Below are 19,892 nucleotides of genomic sequence, written 5' to 3' on the forward strand. Positions count from 1 at the left end.
TGTGTTTATAAGCCTTGTTCTTTCGCCAGTTTCATCGCGATTTGCGGAGCGTTCCATAGTGAGGGCAACAGCACTAAGGATACTGGTACCGCGGTTATCACGATAAAGGACTGCAGTGCCGAAATACCGCCCGATCCCAGTGATATTAAGATGATTGCCGTCACCCCCATCATTACTCCCCAAAAGGTACGGACGATGGCATTTGGCTCCGTTTCACCACTGATGACAACACTGATGGTGTAAGTCATCGAATCTCCCGTAGTGACGATGAATATGGTGGTAAGCACTAAGAACAAAATGGAAACTAGCATTGGCATAGGTAGCTGTTGTGTTACTGCGAGTAACGCTCCCGGAAGGTTAAACCCTTCGAATGCTTTACTAACACTACCAGGGTCGGCAATCTCGAACGCAAGTCCAGTCCCACCGACAATGGTGAACCAAAAACAGGTCGCAAATGGCGCCGCAATACTAATAATAGAAATGATTTGGCGAATGCTTCGACCACGTGAGATACGAGCAATAAAGATAGCCATTAATGGCCCATAACCTAAGAACCAACCCCAGAAGAATACCGTCCACCAGCTCAGCCACTCTTCATCGCCTCGATATGTCGCCATTGGAATAAAGTTATCCAACATGGTACCCATACCCTGGATATAGCCATTGAAGATAAAGTTAGTTGGACCAAACAGTAGGATATAAACCATCAGCGCAATAGCTAAGATGACGTTATAACGGCTCAACATCTGCATTCCGCGATTAAGGCCGCTGAGTGCTGATAGCGTGTATAGCACTATCGCAAACAGAATAATGATCAGCTGAGTGGTAAAGCCATCTGGAATATCAAACAGTGCGTTCAATGCATAGCTCACTTGCAGCCCCAGAAAACCGATAGGTCCGATGGTTCCTGCAGCAACTGCTACAATACAACATGCGTCAATCAGAGCACCGGTATGACCTTTCAACGCACGCTCTCCCAACACTGGATACAGTAAGGTTCGAGGTTTTAAAGGTAAGCCTTTGTCATAGTGCAAATGCATCATAACAATAGAGGTTAAGCTACCTACAATTGCCCATGACAAGAAGCTCCAGTGCATAAATGACTGCGATAAAGCATTAATCGCTGTTTGCATAACGCTGTCTTGGGGACCGTACAGAGGAGGAGGACTCACATAGTGCGCAATAGGCTCAGCTGCTGCCCAAAATACACCGCCCCCTGCCAGTAAGGTACAGAATAGAATAGCCATCCAGCGAAATGAGTCTAGCTCTGGTTTCACGTTACCGCCCAAAATCACTTTGCCTGTTCGCCCTGCTGCGAGACCAAGACCAATAAGAAAAGTGAGTAGTAGTAATATTTGCCAGTAAGGACCAAAAACTTTTACTGACCAGCTAAAACCAGCATTGACTAGAGAAGAAAGCAGCTCGCCATCATAAAGCGCAAGTGCAACAAACAGAGCGATAAAGCCGCCACTGTACCAAAATGCAGGGTTACTCAACCCCAACTTATCCGATGAAGAGAGTTTACTTTGATGTTCTATCTCCGCGCTTGCAGAAGACGGTGGTGCTGTGTTCATGCCATTGGTTAGATCAGACATACTCTGACTCCAGAAGTTTGTGTTGCTCGCCTTGGGGAAAGCAACCTATGTTGTGTTTAACGCTCACCTATTGTTCTTGTATTGGCGAGCTCTTCCATGTTCGGGTGTACGCTATAGATTTGACTCCAATCCTTGTTGTAAGAAGTCAAACCAATTACCACCCATAATTTTCCCCGCCTCGACTTCACTAAAGCCATGACGGACTAATCCGTTGTAGATGTTTTCCATTCCTTTGCTACCGCTGAACCAAGGAAGAGCATCAGGCCAACCTGAGTTAGCAGCCGAGCCTTCGCCATAATCCATGGTTTTTGACCAGCGTCCGTTGCGCATCCACTCCAAAACTTGTTGAGGCTGATTCAGGCAAAGGTCGCTACCGATACCAATGTGGTCGATACCTGCAATATCCGCCGTTTTCTCTACCATTTGGCAGAAATCCTCTAATGAACACTCACTGCCATTGGGTAGATGAAATGGATAAAGGCTAAATCCAATCAGGCCGCCACGCTCGGTAAGGGATTTGATCACCGTGTTCGACTTGTTTCGCAGTGCATCATGAGCGAACGTTGGATTGGCATGACTGATACAAATTGGACGAGCAGAAAGGTCTATCGCCTCCAGCGTTGAACGTTCGGCGCTGTGTGACATATCGATGATCATGCCGACACGGTTCATCTCTTCGATGACTTGCTTACCAAAACGGGTGATGCCTGTGTCGTGCTTTTCGTAACACCCTGTCGCTAATAGGCTTTGGTTGTTGTAGGTCAGTTGCATGATGAGCAGCCCTTGACGGCGCATGACTTCTATTAAGCCAATTTCGTCATCAATCGGAGAACAGTTCTGCGCCCCCATAAAAATGCCAACCTTACCCGATGCCTTTGCAAGCTCGACATCTGCCATGGAATAAACCGGCATAATGAGGTCGTCGTTTTGCTCGAAACGAAGGTTCCATTCGGCAAATCGAGTCAGTGTCTCACGTGCATTCTCGTGATAAGCGATAGTAACGTGAACAGCGGTAATGCCGCTGGCTTTGAGCGTTTGAAAATACTCTCTGTCCCAATTGCAGTATTGCAATCCGTCTATGACAATCCCTTGCTGGTACATACCCCACCTCTTGCTGTACTCATTGAATTGGTGTTCAGAATGAGTGACGTCACAACGTCACTCTCTCGGCGTCGTGTAATAATTAGTAAGGGCGTTGGTACGCTGTTTTTACTACGGTATAGAACTCTTTTGCATATTGACCTTGCTCACGAGGACCAAAGCTAGACTCTTTACGACCACCAAACGGTACGTGGTAATCTGTGCCTGCTGTTGGCAAGTTCACCATGGCACAACCGGTTTGGATCTGTTGTTTGAAGATGGCACTGTTTCGCAGGCTTTGTGTGATGATGCCACCCGTTAATCCAAATCGTGTGTCGTTCGCTGTTGCGATTGCTTCGTCAAGGTCGGCAACTCGAATAACGCTCGCCATAGGCGCAAACACCTCTTCTTGGTTCACTTCCCACTCATTCTTAGTGTTCAAGAACAGAGTTGGTGACATGTAGTAACCCTCATGCGCAAGATTCAGACGTTCTCCGCCAAATGCTAGCTCTGCTCCACTTTGACGAGCTTTTTCAATCCACCCAAAGTTTGCCTCTAACTGGTTACCATCGACGACAGGTCCCATAAAGATGCCCTCTTCAAGTGCGTGACCTACTTTTAGTTCGCTCATGCGCTTAATGAGTGCTTCAACATATTGGTCATGAATGCCATCCATCACCACAAGACGAGAAGACGCAGTACACTTTTGGCCTGCGCCAGAGAAAGAACCAGCAATCGTCGCCTCTACTGCAATCTGAATATCAGCATCATCGGCAATGACCAAAGCATTTTTGCTACCCATTTCCAACTGGCAACGAACAAAATTCGGGGCGGTTGCGGCTGCCACTTTACGTCCTGTTTCAACAGAACCCGTGAAGCTGACGCCGTTCACATCTGTAGAATTGATCAAAGTGTTACCCACTTCAGAACCACTACCTAACACCAAGTTAAACGTGCCAGCAGGTATGCCTTGACGATGGATAATTTCCGTTAAAGCCACCGCACTCGCTGGAGTAAGATTCGCAGGTTTCCAAATGACGCTGTTACCAAAAGCCAATGCAGGTGCAATCTTCCAAGCCGCCGTTGCGGTTGGGAAGTTCCAAGGGGAAATAATCGCAATCACACCAACAGCTTCACGAGTCACTTCCACCGAAACGCCCGGACGCACTGAATCGGCACTGTCACCTATCTGACGTAACACCTCAGCCGCGAAATATTGGAAGAATTGACCAGCTCGATAGATTTCACCACGACCTTCTAAAAATGGCTTACCCTCCTCGCGAGAAAGCAAGGTACCAAGTTCATCGCAGCGCGCTATCAATTCGTCTCCAATTGCTTGAAGCACCGCTTGCTTGCGTTCAATAGGCGTTTTTTCCCACTTTGGCTGTGCATGTTTAGCTGCGGATATGGCTTGCTGAACCTGCACTTGGCTTGCCTGAGCAAAGTGACCTAGATTTTCAGAAATATCTGATGGGTTAATGTTGGCGATGGTGCTTGCACCAGACTGCCACTCCCCTGCGATGTACAAGGCATTTTCAGTTGGAATAGTAAGTTGTTGAGTCATTTGTGCTTTCCTTGTTCTGTAGCTCGCTAGATGAGATCTAGCCGCCAATATTCTGCTTAGTTGATTAGTAAACTGTTGTTACTCTGGTTGCGGCGCGGCTGCGTACACAACAAACTCCACCAGCATTTCTTCTCTCGCTAACCCCGCCACGACCATAGCTGCGCGATTTGGATAAGGTGCTTCAAAGTACTCTGCATAAACTTCATTGACGGTTTTGAGGTACTCTCGGTCTGTCACGTAGATCAACACTTGCAGAACTGAATCTAGAGACGAACCTGCACATTCTAGTGTGTGAGAAAGGTTGTTAAATGTCTGACGGGTTTGTGCTTCAATGCCACCATCAACAACAGCTCCAGTATCATCGATAGGGATCTGCGCGGTATATAATGTGCCATTGTTGACGATCGCCCATTCAAGTGGCGCCTTTGAAGCAAATAGAGAAGTTTTAACTGGAGACTTTTGGGTTTGAAAATTCACGAGCAATCCACCATTTGTAACAACTATGTTTCTTGATGGTTAAATAATGCTACTTGATATTTGATAAATCTAACGGTAAATTTTTTACATTTGATAAGTAAAATCTATCACCTTACAAAAGGTACGGTGACAAAAGGGCTTAAGGAAGTGGTCTAATGAGTATCAAACTTCAACAATTGCGGCATTTTGTGATGGTGGTCGAAGAAGGTGGATTCAGAGCGGCCTCAAATAGAGCCAACCGCTCGCAAGCAGCATTATCCACATCAATAAAAGAACTTGAAAAGAACTTAGGTCAGGCGCTGTTTGAATCCGGGAACAAATCTAAACTCACACCATTTGGCGAGATATGTCTGCCCAAAGTAATCCAGTTCCTTAACGTCTATAGTGCATTAGATAATGATTTACGAGCCGCTGCCGCGGGACAACAGGGACGAGTCAGAATCGCCAGTGTCCCCTCTGTCGCTGCTAAGCTGATTCCCAGTGTATTGGGTACTTTTTGCGAACAATTTCCCAATGTGGAGGTAAGTCTGATTGATGATAACGCCGCTGGTGTCGAAGCACGACTATTGTCAGGGGAAGTCGACTTGGCCCTAGGTAACAGCTCACACCTTGAGGATGGCGCTATCGAGTTTACACCGCTTATCTCAGATCCTATTGGTGTCGTCTGTTTGAAAGACAACCCTATTGCTTCTCAAAACGAAGGCATCGAATGGCAAACTCTGTTACAACAGCCGTTTATCAGAAATGGTACTTGTAAGCTCCTAGACCCAACACCAGCCAGAGCTCTCAGCGAGCAGGCTTTGTATTCCGTCGAAAATATCACCTCTCTTTTCTCTGTATTGGAGCTTGGTATTGGCATTACCACACTGCCAAAACTTGCCTTTCCCACTAATGAAACTCGCTTAGTCTGGCTTCCTCTGATCGACCCACCTTTACAAAGGCAAATCGGGATATTTCGCCTTACTGAGCGAACGATTTCCCCTCAAGCACAAGCATTCCATGACTTATGTGTGACTTATTTGAATTATGACGAATAGCGGACATCAAGCACCTACGCAACATTCAAAAGGATGTTCAGAAAAACCTAGCATTGCGCTAGGTTTTTCATTACGTTACATAGCTTGAGCAAATAGCTTAAGGATTTCTTCTCGCGTCGGAACTCTAGGGTTGCCTCCAAGACATGGGTCAGCCAGAGTCTTATCTAACCAAAGAGCAAAATCACTTTCTTGAATGCCTAGCTCTGCTAAGCCATTTGGAATTTGCACGCGCTGTGAAAGCTGACGAATTCTCGCTATCGCAGCTTTCGCCGCAGATTCATCATCTAAGTCCGCAGTACTCGAACCCATAGCTTCGGCAATCGCTCTAAACGGTTGCGGACGTGTTTGAGCATTGAACTCACACACTTCCGGTAACAAGATAGCATTACAAACACCATGAGGAAGGTTATGTGTAGCACCTGGTTGATGAGCCATGGCATGAACCAAACCTAAACCTGCGCTGTTAAACGCCATACCTGCAAGAAACTGAGCACAAGCTAATTGTTCACGCGCCTCTAGATTCTGGCCATCATCTACCGCAACAGGTAACCATTTATTGATGAGGCGAATCGCTTCTAAAGCCGTCGGTTTGGTTAGTGTATGTGCACCGGGTGTAACATAAGCTTCAATGGCATGGGTGAGCGCATCCATACCCGTGCTAGCGGTTACGCTGCTTGGTAATCCCAACATAAGCTCAGGGTCATTAACCGCCAAATCAGGGATCTGTTTGGCATCGATAATCACCATTTTTACTTGCCGTTCTTCGTCAGTAATAACCGAATTAGAGGTCATTTCTGCCGCTGTCCCTGCTGTCGTATTAACCGCGACAAAGTAGTCCCCCACGACACGCACTTTACCTACACCTTCATAATCACAGATGTCACCGCCATTTGAGGTCACTATGCGTATAGCTTTAGCACAATCTACAGGGCTACCTCCACCTACAGCAATGAAACAGTCACACTGTTCCTTTTGGTACAGCTCTACCCCTTCTCTTACTAGTGCAGCCGTCGGGTTTGGTGTCACTTTATCGAACAACACATAATCAATGCTGAGCTGCTCCAATTGAGCCAGTAATGAATCAAGAATTCCCAGCTTAACCAGATTCGCATCTGTCACGATAAGCGCAGTGTTAATCGATTGAGCTTGGATCTCTTGTACCGCATCATTAATAGCGCCAGCCCCAGCTAAACTCAACTTGGGTAAATTTAAAGAAAAAGCCATGGTCATTTCCCTCTACATCTTCAATTAGGTTATTGGTAACTACTGCTCAACTCTCAGTCCATATGACTTGAACTTGCCCAAGACCTTTTGCATTTCTGCATCGTCAAGCACAGGGACATCTGTTGTAATCGCCATTGTTTTCAGATAGAGGTCAGCCAATACTTCGACTTCATGTGCTAGCCACAGTGCTTTTTCTAAATTAGCCTCACCCGCAATAAGTCCATGGTGTTGCAGCAAAATGGCTTTGCTGTTTGCCATCCCTTCTTTGACATACTCGGCTAGTTCGTGACTGCCAAAAGTAGCGTAAGGGACACAAGGGATCTCTGTCGCACCCGACGCAGCAACCATATAATGAATCGCTGGGATTGGTTTGTTCAGAATGGATACCGCCGCACAATTAATGGCGTGATTGTGAACTACCGCGTTTACGTCTTCACGAGTTTGATAACAAGTCAGATGGAAGTGCCACTCTGATGACGGTAACTTGCCTTCCTCAAAGAACCCATCATGAGTGACATACACAATATGATCGGGGGTGAGTTTGTCGTATGCGATGCCCGTTGGTGTGATCAACATACCGTTATCAAAACGAACACTGACATTTCCAGCAGTGCCTTGGTTCAACCCAAGTCTTGTCATTTCAAGGCAAGTGTCGATGATTTGTTGCGAAAGTTGTTGTCTGTTCATGCTTATAGTTCCTTAAATTCTGTTACGCCTTTCTTGAGAATGATGTTGCCGTATTTTGCCGTTTCGCCAGTAACGACGACGGCGGCGCAACTTCTCACGCGTTCATAAAAAGCAAATCGTTCGATACGCTCAATCATGGTTGCATCAATGTTGTTAGTGTTTATCGCGGTTAGATAGCGATCCTCAACCGAAGGATCTAACGTATCGCCTTCAACAGCCTGCATCATCGCCAAGGGCTGCTGAACATATTGGTCCAATTCAAATAGTGGGATGATGCCGCTTAGTAGCGTGCTAACTCGAATACCATCAGCCCTAATAACGTTGGAATTAAAGCTTGCAGCCGGAAAATGTGCGTCTGCAAGTAAGATTTCGTCTCCGTGTCCCATGCCTGCTAATGTTGCAATTAACTGCGGAGATAACGCCGGATGAATTCCTTTAAGCATATGCTGGCTCCTTCTTTGTGCTCATTACCTGATTACGTGGTTCGACTCTCGTTGTCGGCGATTTCATGGCAATTTGAGCCTCAGATAACGAGTTAAAATGCCCAACACCGTAAAACGCCACCATCGCAGCTCCAGTTACCGTCGCCTCTGCTTGGTCGACGATTAATAGCGGCTTTTGAATGGCATCAGCACGCAGTTGGTTCCAGAGCGTATTCTTTGTCCCTCCACCTACGGCAATAACGGGTAAACTTCCTAAATGGCAACGCTCTGCAAGGTAATCAAAGTTACGTTTGAACTGCTGACTTAACCCTTCAAAGACAGCTCGGGTAATCTGTCCTCTCGTGGTGTGAATAGATAAACCTTCAATAGCACCGTTACCTTGCCCTCCAGCGTCGACAGAAAAATCTGGATTAAAGCGAACATTCCCTGCTCCAGGGCCGGCGGACTCAGCTTCTGAAATCATGATCTGATAAAGTTCGCTGCTGTCTTTTTCCGCTTGATAAAAGTGGTTAACAACCCACTCAATAACAGCGCTGGACAACCATTGGATAGCCGGGTTGTATACCCCTTGAACCGCATCCAATTCGACTGTTAATCCTTGTTCAAGAGAGTCTCTATCCACCTTGGGCTTCGACGAACGAGCCATGAGAATTTCCCATGTACCCGAACTTAAAAACGCTTGGTCTTGTTCAGCACCAGAACCAATTAACGCAAACTGAGTATCATGTCCGGTAGAAACGACAGGAATCGACTTTGGTAATCCCAACAGCTCAGCCACCTCATCGAGTACCAACCCAACCTGACAACCGGCATCTATTAGGTTCGGAAAGTGCTCAGCACTTAAATCTAGGTATGACAATGTCTTATCATCCCAATTACCATCACCTAGACTTGTTAGCATTGAGGTACCAGCCATGGTTCGATCTGTGGTCAGTTCTCCGGTTAACTTGTGAGTTAGCATCGAGGAAATGAACACAAACTTGTCCATCGATTGATAGATCTTCGGCTCGTTATCTTTAAGCCAACGAAGCTTGTAGAGCGTATTGAAGCTGTAGTCGCCAACCCCATTACTTTGGTAGAGGGCTAGTCTGTCGGTCTCTGTCTCTACTTGCGACATCACAGGTACCGTTCTCGGACATTTCCAAGAAATAATTGGATATATTTGTTGAGCGCTTTTCGAATACGGTGCACCATCAACCCCGAACGTTGTTACTGTCACCGCCACTATCTGCTCTGCATTCAGTTGGCTAGTAACCGCGGTGCAGCACCTGACCAGCTTGCTCCATATCTCTGCAAAATCCCACACATGGTATTGGTTTTCAGAACCCGATAACTGAGTGTTGTTTTTGATGTAGTGCGACGCGAGTATTTGTCCGTTATCGGAGACGGCAATGGCTCTAATATTGGTAGCGCCACAATCCAAAACTATTACTACTGACATAACGCGATCCTATAGGCGGGTTTCCCCGCCTTACCTAGTTACTTATATAGAGGGCCAAAGTTGGCACAAGCTCGGTAGTCTTGACCTTCCGCATCCTGACCAAATGCGCTCCAAGTATGCGGGCGGAAAATCTCGCTCGACTCAACGTTATGCATAGACACCGGAATACGTAGCATAGAAGCTAAGGTAATGAGATCCGCCCCGATATGACCATGAGTGATAACGCAGTGGTTCGCACCCCAATTAGCCATGACCGAGTACACGTCTCTAAATGCACCAGTGCCAGTGAGTCTTGGAACAAACCACGTCGTTGGCCATGTTGGGTTGGTACGCTCATTCAACGTATTGTGAACATTTTCAGGAAGCGTGATGGAGTGCCCTTCAGCAATTTGTAACACAGGGCCAACACCCTTAATGAGATTGATTCTGTGCATAGTGAATGGCATGTCACCATGTGTTAGGAAGTTCGAAGAGAAACCGCCCCCACGGAAGTATTCACTTATTGCAGGCGGCCATTGAGTAGCATCTAGGCATTGTTGCGCATCTTCAACCGTCATATCCCAATGAGGCTTGATAACAGGTTTGCCTTGCTCATCTTTTGCTTCGCCGCTGCCGTCTAACGCAGCGGAACCGGAGTTAACAAGATGAATGAAACCAGATTCTGGCTTGTAGCCACTCACCCGTTCTACCGCACTATCAGACCAATAGGTTCGAACATCGCAAAAAACCTGAGCTTGACCGGTAAGCATCTTGCCAAACAGCATGTTTACGCCGTTCAAACTGTCATTCTCTGTAGCTAGAGCAAACGGTTCACGGAGTCCATTCCAGTCAAAAGACGAGTTAAGGATCGCTTCGCTAAAGTCACCGTTTGGCAAATGATCTGTCCAGTGGCGTTGACCTTGGAAGCCACCCACTACGGCGTTGTGTCCCATTGCTTCTTCGCCAAAGCCTAACTGCGCTAGTTTAGGGTTACCTATCATGAGATCGCGCATGATCATCGTCATCTTAACGACTGTTTCCCAATCTTGCTGCTTTTGCTCTTCAAGCAACGCTTCGCCGTTATAGTCTTTGCCTTCTTTACAGTTTTCTTTTGTCCATGCTAATGCCAACTCAAACTCATCTTTATCGTAGACTTCACGATCCAAGCGTCGCTTAATTTCAGTCATGTCGACATATTCATTTCTCATTCCCAAATAACGTTGGAAGAAATCTGGATCGACCACCGAACCTGCAATACCCATCGAGACCGAGCCCATGGACAGGTATGACTTGCCTTTGATGGCTGCTACTGTTAAGCCAGCACGGCAGAAACGTAAAATCTTATCCTGAACATCTTGAGGAATAGATGTGTCATCAGCGTCTTGCACCTCTTGCCCATAGATAGAAAAAGCGGGTAAACCAAGCTGAGAATGTCCAGCCATGGCCGCGGCTAAGTACACTGCTCCTGGGCGTTCTGTGCCATTAAAGCCCCAAATCGCTTTTGGCATATGTGGGTCCATATCAATAGTTTCTGTACCATAGCACCAGCAAGGTGTAACAGTAATTGAAACCCCTACATTCTCGCGACGAAACTTATCTGCACACGCCGCTGCTTCCGCAACACCGCCTATCGTGCTGTCAGCGATAACACATTCAACCGCAGTGCCACATACATGCTTAATGTTTTCTTCAATGAAAGCAGCGAGGTTCTTCGCCATATTCATAGTTTGAACTTCTAGAGACTCGCGAACGCCCATTTGGCGACCATCAATGGTTGGACGAATACCAATTCTTGTTAGGGTTGTAGTCATAATTTTGTTCTCGTTTCCGTTAAATTGAATTACTGCTTAATTTTGTAGCCGTTAAGGCCGAAGTAGATAAGGTATGCAAAGCCAATTAGAGGGATAATGAAGGCAGCTTGAATACCCATCGAATCTGAAATCTGTCCCATAATGGCGGTGAGTACTGCGCCACCTAAGATAGCCATAATCAGACAACTACCTCCGAATTTTGAATCACTGCCAAGGTCACGAAGTGATAGACCGAAGATGGTTGGGAACATCAATGACATACATGCTGAGATACCAACTAAAGCGTAAGCACCAACCACGCCACCAACAGTCATCAGCATTAGCACTAGAACAGAGGCTACCAATGCGAGTGCTGCTAATAGTTTCTCCGGTGCGATGTACTTCATTAAACCAACGCATACGAATCTAAAGACACTAAAAGTAATGATTGATACCAACAGGTAAGTGGATGCTTCCGCTTCAGTGCCGCCGACTTGAGTCATCACATAACGAATCGTCCACGACCAACAGCCAATCTGACAACCAACATAAAAGAACTGACCGATCACGCCTTTGACAAAGTGTTTTTTCTGCATCAGGCGACCAAATGTGGCGCGGATAGACATGTCTAAGTCGCTCTCAGCAACCGTGTCTTTTGCTGCCGGCATCTTAGTGAACGCAATCGCTAACCAAACAAAGACAATCACCGCCGCCACCATGAGATATGGCATCATTACTGCGTTCAGCTCAGATGTTTGAATCGCAGACAACTCTGCTGAACTCATAGCGGCGCGTTCTACATCCGTTGCCGGATTCAATTGAGATAAGATATACACCTTACCGATCACTACCCCAGTAATAGAGCCCACAGGGTTAAAGGCTTGAGCAATGTTTAAACGTCGTGTTGCCGTCTCTTCCGGTCCCATCGCGATAATGTAAGGATTGGCACTGGTCTCAAGGATGGATAGACCACCCGCAAGCACAAACAGCGCCATTAAAAATGGTAGGTATTGCATTGCTTGTGCTGCCGGGTAGAACAGGATGGCTCCACAGGCGAATAGACCTAGTCCCAGTAGCACTCCCGCTTTATAACTATAACGTTGAATAAAAAGAGCAGCAGGAAGAGCCAGTACAAAATAGGCTCCGTAAAAGGCGGTTTGTACCAATCCTGATTGCATATCGGTTAATGTAAAGACCTTTCTAAATTGAGCGATCAATACGTCGGTCATATTGTTTGCCAGTCCCCATAAAGCAAAACATGAGGTAAGCAAGATAAACGGTATTAAAATACTCTTAGGTATGACTTCAGAGTTTCCTTTCTTTGATCCACGGTCCGTGGTGGATATTAGTACGTCGGTCATTTTCTTTTCCTTTAGATATACTGTACCCTCCAAATTAATGTTGGATACTGTTTCACGTTATTGGATTAAACTAATTATTTTATATTGGTGTTATCATGCACTTATTTGGATTTGAAATTGAACTCATCTCACCATGAATATCACTTTCAATTTCCGCATTGGAAATCAATATATCGATTTCACAAAAATTACATATTTTTAATAAACTTCGTTTCTTGTATTTATTCTTATCCGCAATAAGAATATTCTTGCTCGACACTTGGATGAGCGTCTTTTTTATCTCGTAATTGTATTCATTCGAATCCCACACACCACTATGTTCATCAAAGCCCACACACGAGATTACACTTAGGTCAAGCGCCATTTCCTGCAAAGTATTTTTGGCAATCAAACCATAGAATGATTTGTATTTTTCTGAATAGTGTCCACCTAAGCTAATAATCGTTATATTCTTTTTCCCAGATAGGACACTAATATTATTCAACGAGTTGGTTACAATCGTACAACGAATATCAGGTAATGCTTGAGCAACTAGCCAACTTGAAGAACTAGCGTCTAAACCGATAACGGCACCTTCATAAATATGCTCAATAACCTGTTTAGCCAAATCTTGTTTGTCTTGCATATTGCTTGAGGCTCGATTAGTAAACGACGTTCCTTCATCAATATAACGCTTACTTATAGCGCCACCATGAGTACGAATTAATTCACCTTTTTTATCTAGCGTTTTAAGGTCTCGACGAATTGTTTCCACCGACACATTTAATTCCGATGCCAAGTCTTGAACTGAAACTTGACCAACCTTTGAAATTAAACCCAAGATAAAATTCGCTCTGGTAATTGCTTGCATCGTTTCCTACTACCAACTGCTTTGCTGTTATTAACAGATTAATCGAAAAGGCCAAAAAAACTACGACCCAGCTCACACTAGATTTTTCAGTGACCACTTTTGCCCGATTGTTTGGTTTACCACACAAAAAAACGGGCATTGACTGTGGGAAACGGGCATAAGCGGCGGAAACCAGACATACATTGTGACATTTGAGTGTGTTCCAACGCTTCAAACGTCATATAGGCATAGCTAAATCTACCTACGTCACTGCATAATTTTGCCGTTTTGGTACTATTGAAAACACGATAAAAAGTACAACTGAGAATAGAAAGTATGACCAATCCACTCTCTTCAGAATGGAAGCAGATCAACTGGGTTCTGACCGATGTTGATGACACCTTAACGTGGGATGGCTCCTTGCCTCCTGACACTCTCATCGCCCTACAGTCTCTGCGAGATAATGGCATCAAAGTGGTGGCGGTGACTGGTGCTTGTGCAGGATGGTGCGACCATATTGCTCAGTTGTGGCCAGTGGATGCGGTACTCGGAGAAAATGGTGCATTCTTGTTGGAAAAGAAAAATGGTGCGTTGCAAATAACCACCGAGCGACCTTTGGAGCAGATTCGCGCAGATCAAGCCAAACTCATACAGCAAGTGCTAGGTATATTGAGCGACTTTCCTGATTTAGCGTTAACTCTCGACCAATCCTATCGATTATGCGAAGTTGCCATTGATATTGGTCAGAACCGTGAGCCTGTGGATCCGAACATTGTTCAACAGGTACTAACTCGAATCCATACTTTAGGTGCGCATGCTACTGCAAGTTCTATTCATATTAATGCTTGGTATGGTGACCACTCTAAACGCCACTCATCTCTCAGCTTCTTGAAAGGCAAAGGCATTGAGGGCCATAAGGTTGATGAGCAATGCTGCTACGTAGGGGACTCTCTTAATGATCAATTGATGTTTGAGCGCTTACCTCTCACCGTGGGTGTGGCCAACATTACGCACTATTGGGATAAGCTAGAACATAAGCCTAGCCTTGTGATGACTAAGCCGGGTGGCTTCGGATTTGCAGAGTTTGCCGAGAAACTGATTGCGCTCAAGCAAAGTTAATAGCAATAAAAAACGGCCATAATGGCCGTTTTTTATTGGGTATAAATCAACTAGATTAACTTGTTTCGAATGTGAATGACTAAGGCTTCAGCAATAATAACGACTGCGAAAATCGTCACTAACACCATTGAGACTTTCTGCCATTCGAATAGGTTTTGAGCATCGTTAAGAACTACGCCGATCCCCCCAGCCCCAACTAAGCCAAGCACTGCAGATTCACGTACGTTGATGTCCCAACGGAACAACACAATCGAATAAAAAGCGGGCATTACTTGAGGCCAATAGCCTTTGACAATCACGCTCATCCAAGACGCACCTGTCGCTCGTAATGCCTCGATAGGCCCCATGTTCACTTCAGCAATGGCTTCCGACAGCAGTTTCCCTACAAAACCGACGCTGCGAATCGCAATCGCCATAATGCCAGCCAGAACACCGGGGCCAAACAGCGCAATAAACAATAGCGCCCAAACCAATGAGTTCACTGAGCGCGAAGATACCAAGAAGAACTGAGCAATCCAGTTTAATGTTTTGCTTGGTGTAATATTCGGTGCATTAAGCAGCGCGAGAGGTATTGCAAAAATCAAAGTAAATAGTGTACCCAGTGTTGCGATATGCAGCGTTTCTATCATCGCCGCATGAATGGTTTGCGGGTAGAAAGCGTAATCCAAAGGCACCATACGCTGAAACATGTCGGCAAATTGCGCTGGCGCGTCATACAAAAACTCTGGAATCACTTCCACCGTTTGCCATGACCAAACGATGGCAGATACGAGGCACAAATACACGGCGAAACGCGCAATTCGCTCATTGGGAGTAAAGCGTTGCCACTCTTTATCAATAGCTGCTGTGGTCATTAGAAGATTCTCCTCACGATATTAGACAAGAACTCGCCAACCAAAATGAGTGCAATAATGGTGATGAGAATGGCAGCAACGAAATCATAATCAAAGCGTTGGAATGCAGAGAACAAGGTACCACCAAGTCCACCAGCACCAACGATCCCGACCATGGTTGAGTTACGTAAGTTGGAGTCAAGCTGATAACTGGCAAAGCCGATGAAGCGAGTAAACACTTGTGGCATTACCGCGTATAGAATCACGCTGGCAAAACTTGCTCCGGTTGCTCTAATCGCCTCTACAGGCTTAAAGGAAATCTCTTCAATCGCCTCAGCAAATAGCTTGGCAATGAACCCTATTGACGCGAACACCAGCGTCAAAATACCCGCCAATGCGCCAAACCCAACCGCTTTAACAAACAAGATGGCAATGATGACTGGGTGGAACGAACGGCATAATGCGATAAAGCCTCGCACCGGAGTGGACACAATCAAAGGCATCAGGTTTCGTGCAGCTAGTAGACCCAAAAAGAGCGAAATAACGATGCCGAAAAAGCTCGAAATGATAGCTATCTGCAAGCTCTCCGCTAAACCACTCAATAACAAGTTAGTGCGAGAAAAATCAGGTGGAATCATACGAGAGATCAGTCGTTCACTCTCACCAAAACCTATGATTAATCGGTCAAATGTCAGGCCCAACGTCGAGACGCTGTAAAACAGATACGCCACGACCGCAACAACAATCGCGCGACTTGTCCACGACGGTTTGAATGGGTTTTCAACATTGATTTTTGCATTCGGAGTTAGTCCAGCCATGACTCACCTCCGTAAATGATCTTCAGATCTTCTTCGGTAATTCCCTCAGGGCTGCCGTCATAATGTACCTTGCCGTTACACATGCCGATAATGCGTTTTGCAAATCGCTTCGCTAGGTTCACATCGTGGATATTAACCAGCACCGGAATATTCTTCTGCTCAGCAAAGGTCTCCATCAGCTCCATGATTTCCACAGCGGTTTTTGGATCCAAAGACGAAGTCGGTTCATCGGCAAGCAGAATATAAGGGTCTTGCATCACAGCTCTTGCAATACCAACGCGTTGACGCTGACCACCAGACAGGCTATCAGCTCGCTGGTTAGCAAAATCTTGTAAACCAACAAAATTGAGCAGTTCAAATGCTTTAGCAAGATCTTCTGAAGAGTATTTACGTCGCCACGCATTCCAAGCACTCATGTACCCCAAACGGCCGCTTAGTACGTTCTCAATAACCGTTAAACGTTCAACTAAATTGTACTCTTGGAACACCATACCTATGTGTCGGCGCTGCTTTCTCAACTCTTGACCCTTTAGCTTAGTTAGGTCTTCTCCTTCAAACAGGATTTCACCGGATGTTGGGTCGTTGAGACGATTGATGCATCGAAGTAAGGTACTTTTACCAGTACCAGATGGGCCAATGATCGCGATAATCCCCGGTTCATCGATATCAATATCGATCCCTTTTAGGATTGGCTTACCTGCGACATATTCATGGAATAGGTTATTGATTTTGATTCCGTCGTAGCTTGCTACAGCCATACTGCTTTCCTTGTGCTTACCCTAATTCGCTCTCGATTGTTCAGCGTCTTAGGCAAATTTTGAATGAACTATGCCCTACCCTTGAGGGCATAGTTAACAAAGGTCTAATGGTTTAAATTAGGGGGGAGTTATTGAGTGCTAGCTTGCTTTGCTAGTTCCGCAGCTTTCTTCTTAGCACGCTTCGCCGCATCTTTCTCAGCCAACTTCTTCAGACCCGCCTTGGTGTAAGCCGTACCCGTGGCATGTGCGATATCACGAATCACGCCCCACTCCTCTTGATAAGTGATTGGTGAGAAACGGTCAGCGCCTTTAAACGAAGCGCTCATTTCTGGGGTAAAGCGGTAACTAAAGAATGCCTCTTTGATTTTCTCAACCAGTTCTGGTTTCAGGTTATAAGAGTAACCAAATGCTGAAGTTGGGAAGCGAGGACTGCGGTAGATGATTTTTAGTTCTGAATCGTCAACACGACCCGCTGCAACCATGCGGTCATAGACGTCTGACGCGACTGGCGCGGCATCATAGTCGCCGTTGTAGACGCCAAGAATAGATTGGTCATGTTTACCTGAATAAAGCACTTTGTAGTCTTGGTCAGGTACAAGTCCTTCAGCAGGGAAAAGTGCGCGTGGTGCTAGGTTACCAGAGTTGGATGAAGCAGAAGTGTGAGCAACCTTTTTACCCTTTAAGTCAGACATGTCGTTAATACCGCTGTCTTTGCGAACAATAGTAATCAGGTTGTAGCCTTGGAAGCCAGCTTCGTCACCTTTTACTGCAATCGGGACATAGCCTGCCAAGTTTACTGCATAACCTGTAGGACCTGTCGAAAAGCCTGCGACGTGAAGTCGGCCAGAACGCATCGCTTCAACCTGAGCAGAGTTTGAGTGCACCGTGTAGTAAATTACGCGTTTACCAGTAATCTTGCTCAAATGTGCTTGGAAGTCAGCAAACGCATCTTTGTACAATGCCGGATCTTCTACTGGAGTGTAGGTAAATACTAAGGTACTTGGGTCAATCCACTCATCGGCATTTTTCGGAGAGTCAGCGACCAAATCGTTGTTTTCATCACAGTATCTATCGTCAAGTACGCCGCGGCTAGAGCATTCATTTGCTAGAGCGAGGGAAGGTGCAAGCAGCGAGGTGGCGATTAACAGTCCTTTAACACTGATTTTCATATTCAAACCTTATTTTCACGTTGTTGTTGTAATCACGTCACATATTGCATGCGACGTGCCAACAATTTTATTCTTATTATTCAATTAGTTAAATCACGCCACTCAAACACGTTAGCTAAATGGGTCAAAAGTGTCCATTAAACAAACCGTCATTTGAGTCAGTTTTGTCCCAACTTTTTTTTTGCAAAGATTAACGCCACTAAAAAAGGGCCCGAAGGCCCTTACTCTACCTTCAAAAAAATCTACGATTCGATGTCCATACAGTTAGCGTAATAGGTCACTGTTGCCGGCCAATCACTAAACACACCCAACACACCTACATCTTTGGCTAACACATCTAGCATGACCATCATGTCACCATCTTTTGTGATAGCTGGTTTGACTGATTGATAGTACCATCCGCCGCCATTGTTCAATGGCCCAGAACGTTCTAGCGTCCAAGCGATAATGTCTAAATCAGCTTGCTTGGCCAGTTTCGCATAATCAGATGCCACTATTTGTCCTTTGTCATCAAGTTGCACTAACGCGAACAACGGTGGGGCGATAATATTGACGCCCTGCTTATGCAGATCTTTCATGTTCTCTAGAGAAGCAACGAAGTCTTTCTGCTCATAAACACGGTCATCAAGATACACTGCTTGCTCGCCAAACTCCGGTGTCTCGGCAATCCAATATTTCACGTCATCTAGGTTAAATGACTGAACGTAAGTATCGGAAGGCGCAAAACCCGCGGCTTTGAGTTCATCAATCAATTTTCGCGCGTACATTTCTTGACTAAAGCCATCAAACGGCATTTCAACCGCTGCAGATTTTAGCTCCGGCGTCACTTTGACCCCATGCTTCTTAAACAGAGCAGCGCTCTCTGCATGGGTCATTAACGTACCACTTTGTGCATACAGATCCGTTCTCCAACTTGGCGTTCCCTGCATGTATTCTTCGATAGTGGTCGCTTTCGGGTTAGCGCCATCCATTTTGCCTTTCAAACGCTTAAACTCCGCCAGAGTAAAGTCTGATGTGCGGCACTCAACTTGTGCGTCTTTACCAGTAGATGGATCAGCTGGCTGGAAAGGTATGGTGCATTTTTTTGCAAGATCTGGGTGTGCCAATACATCGGTTGTTGTGTGCAAATCACTTTGAGAGTGACGACAAACCAGTTGCTTGTCTTTGGTGAAGGTAACATCACACTCCAGTACACCCGCTCCCATCTCAATCGCCGCTAGATAAGACTCTTTAGTATGTTCAGGAAACTGCATCGCAGCACCACGGTGTCCGATAGAGAAATCACTGCGCTCAAACGCGCCATTACTGCAACTCAGTAGCTTATCTTTAAGAGGGCTATCATCCATGCTATTCACCAGATACGCCGGTCTTGGCCCCAAATTGGCGGGTTCATCAGCCCAAACACTTGTTGAGCTTACCGCCATCAGGACGCCTGCCACTGCTGTGAGTATGTGCTTCATTTAGTTCTCCTTTCATCTCGTTACTCTACGAGAATCAATCCTTGTTAGTGGTCACGGTTTATCGTTTATAGGAACGAAAACGTTGGCTTTCTACACCCTATTTTACCGTGAAGGATGTGACAAAATTATCACAAGCACGTGATTTGCACCCTTCATGCCAAAACAACAAAACTATTTAATTTCAGTCAATTAGAACTTCCACTTACAAAGAACACTGGCTATTGGGTC

The 19,892-nt window shown here is 45.7% G+C and carries 17 protein-coding genes and 1 pseudogene; 2 read left to right on the plus strand and 16 right to left on the minus strand.

The features are described from left to right. Positions 1-5 precede the first annotated feature (5 nt). From VME0621_RS13050 to VME0621_RS13065, 4 genes and pseudogenes are all read right to left on the minus strand, one after another. Positions 6-1,529 (minus strand): annotated as a pseudogene (locus tag VME0621_RS13050) (BCCT family transporter); the annotation flags it as partial. A gap of 177 nt (positions 1,530-1,706) precedes the next feature. Then, the gene (locus VME0621_RS13055) at positions 1,707-2,696 is read right to left on the minus strand and encodes a membrane dipeptidase (RefSeq protein ID WP_062460861.1); all 990 of its coding nucleotides are present in this window, start codon (positions 2,694-2,696) and stop codon (positions 1,707-1,709) included. Positions 2,697-2,778: 82 nt separating this feature from the next. After that, positions 2,779-4,239, minus strand: coding sequence for an aldehyde dehydrogenase family protein (locus VME0621_RS13060; RefSeq protein ID WP_062460858.1), 1,461 nt, complete (start codon positions 4,237-4,239; stop codon positions 2,779-2,781). A 78-nt stretch (positions 4,240-4,317) separates the two neighbouring features. Continuing rightward, a complete protein-coding gene (locus VME0621_RS13065) occupies positions 4,318-4,716 on the minus strand; it encodes a RidA family protein (protein ID WP_038228083.1) in 399 nt (132 codons plus the stop codon). 155 nt (positions 4,717-4,871) lie between these two features. On the opposite strand from VME0621_RS13065, the gene VME0621_RS13070 reads away from it, so the two are divergent. Further along, positions 4,872-5,753 carry a LysR family transcriptional regulator gene (locus VME0621_RS13070; RefSeq protein WP_062460855.1) on the plus strand — a complete coding sequence of 294 codons (882 nt, stop codon included), beginning with the start codon at positions 4,872-4,874 and terminating at the stop codon, positions 5,751-5,753. 75 nt (positions 5,754-5,828) lie between these two features. On the opposite strand, the gene fucO is transcribed toward VME0621_RS13070, so the two are convergent. The 7 genes from fucO to VME0621_RS13105 all read right to left on the minus strand — a co-directional run bounded on the left by fucO (position 5,829) and on the right by VME0621_RS13105 (position 13,528). Next, positions 5,829-6,977 (minus strand): lactaldehyde reductase, encoded by a 1,149-nt coding sequence (gene fucO / locus VME0621_RS13075; RefSeq protein ID WP_006071570.1) that lies wholly within the window; start codon positions 6,975-6,977, stop codon positions 5,829-5,831. A gap of 39 nt (positions 6,978-7,016) precedes the next feature. Next, the gene (gene fucA, locus VME0621_RS13080; RefSeq protein WP_062460852.1) at positions 7,017-7,664 is read right to left on the minus strand and encodes an L-fuculose-phosphate aldolase; all 648 of its coding nucleotides are present in this window, start codon (positions 7,662-7,664) and stop codon (positions 7,017-7,019) included. A 2-nt stretch (positions 7,665-7,666) separates the two neighbouring features. Continuing rightward, a complete protein-coding gene (gene fucU, locus VME0621_RS13085) occupies positions 7,667-8,107 on the minus strand; it encodes an L-fucose mutarotase (protein ID WP_006071568.1) in 441 nt (146 codons plus the stop codon). Beyond that, on the minus strand, positions 8,100-9,548 hold the full coding sequence (fucK, locus tag VME0621_RS13090) for an L-fuculokinase (RefSeq protein WP_062460849.1): 1,449 nt from the start codon (positions 9,546-9,548) through the stop codon (positions 8,100-8,102). Before fucK ends, fucU begins: the two co-directional genes overlap by 8 nt. A 38-nt stretch (positions 9,549-9,586) precedes the next feature. After that, positions 9,587-11,338, minus strand: coding sequence for an L-fucose isomerase (fucI, locus tag VME0621_RS13095; RefSeq protein ID WP_062460847.1), 1,752 nt, complete (start codon positions 11,336-11,338; stop codon positions 9,587-9,589). A 29-nt stretch (positions 11,339-11,367) separates the two neighbouring features. Then, positions 11,368-12,678: an L-fucose:H+ symporter permease gene (gene fucP / locus VME0621_RS13100; protein WP_006071565.1), complete on the minus strand. Its 1,311-nt coding sequence runs from the start codon at positions 12,676-12,678 to the stop codon at positions 11,368-11,370. Positions 12,679-12,757: 79 nt separating this feature from the next. Continuing rightward, positions 12,758-13,528, minus strand: coding sequence for a DeoR/GlpR family DNA-binding transcription regulator (locus VME0621_RS13105; protein ID WP_062460844.1), 771 nt, complete (start codon positions 13,526-13,528; stop codon positions 12,758-12,760). Positions 13,529-13,843: 315 nt separating this feature from the next. Between VME0621_RS13105 and VME0621_RS13110 the strand changes: the two genes are divergently transcribed. After that, a complete protein-coding gene (locus VME0621_RS13110; RefSeq protein WP_062460841.1) occupies positions 13,844-14,626 on the plus strand; it encodes an HAD-IIB family hydrolase in 783 nt (260 codons plus the stop codon). Between the two features lie 50 nt (positions 14,627-14,676). On the opposite strand, the gene phnE (VME0621_RS13115) is transcribed toward VME0621_RS13110, so the two are convergent. The 5 genes from phnE (VME0621_RS13115) to VME0621_RS13135 form a co-directional block, all read right to left on the minus strand. Further along, positions 14,677-15,480, minus strand: coding sequence for a phosphonate ABC transporter, permease protein PhnE (phnE, locus tag VME0621_RS13115; RefSeq protein WP_006071562.1), 804 nt, complete (start codon positions 15,478-15,480; stop codon positions 14,677-14,679). After that, positions 15,480-16,277: a phosphonate ABC transporter, permease protein PhnE gene (gene phnE / locus VME0621_RS13120; protein WP_006071561.1), complete on the minus strand. Its 798-nt coding sequence runs from the start codon at positions 16,275-16,277 to the stop codon at positions 15,480-15,482. Before phnE (VME0621_RS13120) ends, phnE (VME0621_RS13115) begins: the two co-directional genes overlap by 1 nt. Then, a complete protein-coding gene (gene phnC, locus VME0621_RS13125; RefSeq protein WP_006071560.1) occupies positions 16,265-17,035 on the minus strand; it encodes a phosphonate ABC transporter ATP-binding protein in 771 nt (256 codons plus the stop codon). The genes phnE (VME0621_RS13120) and phnC overlap by 13 nt, the downstream gene beginning before the upstream one ends. 128 nt (positions 17,036-17,163) lie before the next feature. Then, positions 17,164-18,204 (minus strand): phosphate/phosphite/phosphonate ABC transporter substrate-binding protein, encoded by a 1,041-nt coding sequence (gene phnD / locus VME0621_RS13130; RefSeq protein ID WP_006071559.1) that lies wholly within the window; start codon positions 18,202-18,204, stop codon positions 17,164-17,166. Positions 18,205-18,446: 242 nt separating this feature from the next. Continuing rightward, on the minus strand, positions 18,447-19,664 hold the full coding sequence (locus tag VME0621_RS13135; protein ID WP_062460838.1) for a glycerophosphodiester phosphodiesterase family protein: 1,218 nt from the start codon (positions 19,662-19,664) through the stop codon (positions 18,447-18,449). Between the last annotated feature and the right edge of the window lie 228 nt (positions 19,665-19,892).

Source organism: Vibrio mediterranei (assembly GCF_900088415.1).
GTDB classification, from domain to species: domain Bacteria; phylum Pseudomonadota; class Gammaproteobacteria; order Enterobacterales; family Vibrionaceae; genus Vibrio; species Vibrio mediterranei.

Bases quoted from the DNA above. Each gene is read 5' to 3' on its own strand.
- VME0621_RS13110 (WP_062460841.1), top strand. From the start codon at position 13,844: ATGACCAATCCACTCTCTTCAGAATGGAAGCAGATCAACTGGGTTCTG.
- phnE (WP_006071562.1), bottom strand. From the start codon at position 15,480: ATGACCACAGCAGCTATTGATAAAGAGTGGCAACGCTTTACTCCCAAT.
- fucI (WP_062460847.1), bottom strand. From the start codon at position 11,338: ATGACTACAACCCTAACAAGAATTGGTATTCGTCCAACCATTGATGGT.
- fucK (WP_062460849.1), bottom strand. From the start codon at position 9,548: ATGTCAGTAGTAATAGTTTTGGATTGTGGCGCTACCAATATTAGAGCC.
- phnC (WP_006071560.1), bottom strand. From the start codon at position 17,035: ATGGCTGTAGCAAGCTACGACGGAATCAAAATCAATAACCTATTCCAT.
- fucU (WP_006071568.1), bottom strand. From the start codon at position 8,107: ATGCTTAAAGGAATTCATCCGGCGTTATCTCCGCAGTTAATTGCAACA.
- VME0621_RS13070 (WP_062460855.1), top strand. From the start codon at position 4,872: ATGAGTATCAAACTTCAACAATTGCGGCATTTTGTGATGGTGGTCGAA.
- fucA (WP_062460852.1), bottom strand. From the start codon at position 7,664: ATGAACAGACAACAACTTTCGCAACAAATCATCGACACTTGCCTTGAA.
- fucO (WP_006071570.1), bottom strand. From the start codon at position 6,977: ATGGCTTTTTCTTTAAATTTACCCAAGTTGAGTTTAGCTGGGGCTGGC.
- phnE (WP_006071561.1), bottom strand. From the start codon at position 16,277: ATGGCTGGACTAACTCCGAATGCAAAAATCAATGTTGAAAACCCATTC.
- phnD (WP_006071559.1), bottom strand. From the start codon at position 18,204: ATGAAAATCAGTGTTAAAGGACTGTTAATCGCCACCTCGCTGCTTGCA.
- VME0621_RS13055 (WP_062460861.1), bottom strand. From the start codon at position 2,696: ATGTACCAGCAAGGGATTGTCATAGACGGATTGCAATACTGCAATTGG.
- VME0621_RS13105 (WP_062460844.1), bottom strand. From the start codon at position 13,528: ATGCAAGCAATTACCAGAGCGAATTTTATCTTGGGTTTAATTTCAAAG.
- VME0621_RS13135 (WP_062460838.1), bottom strand. From the start codon at position 19,664: ATGAAGCACATACTCACAGCAGTGGCAGGCGTCCTGATGGCGGTAAGC.
- VME0621_RS13060 (WP_062460858.1), bottom strand. From the start codon at position 4,239: ATGACTCAACAACTTACTATTCCAACTGAAAATGCCTTGTACATCGCA.
- fucP (WP_006071565.1), bottom strand. From the start codon at position 12,678: ATGACCGACGTACTAATATCCACCACGGACCGTGGATCAAAGAAAGGA.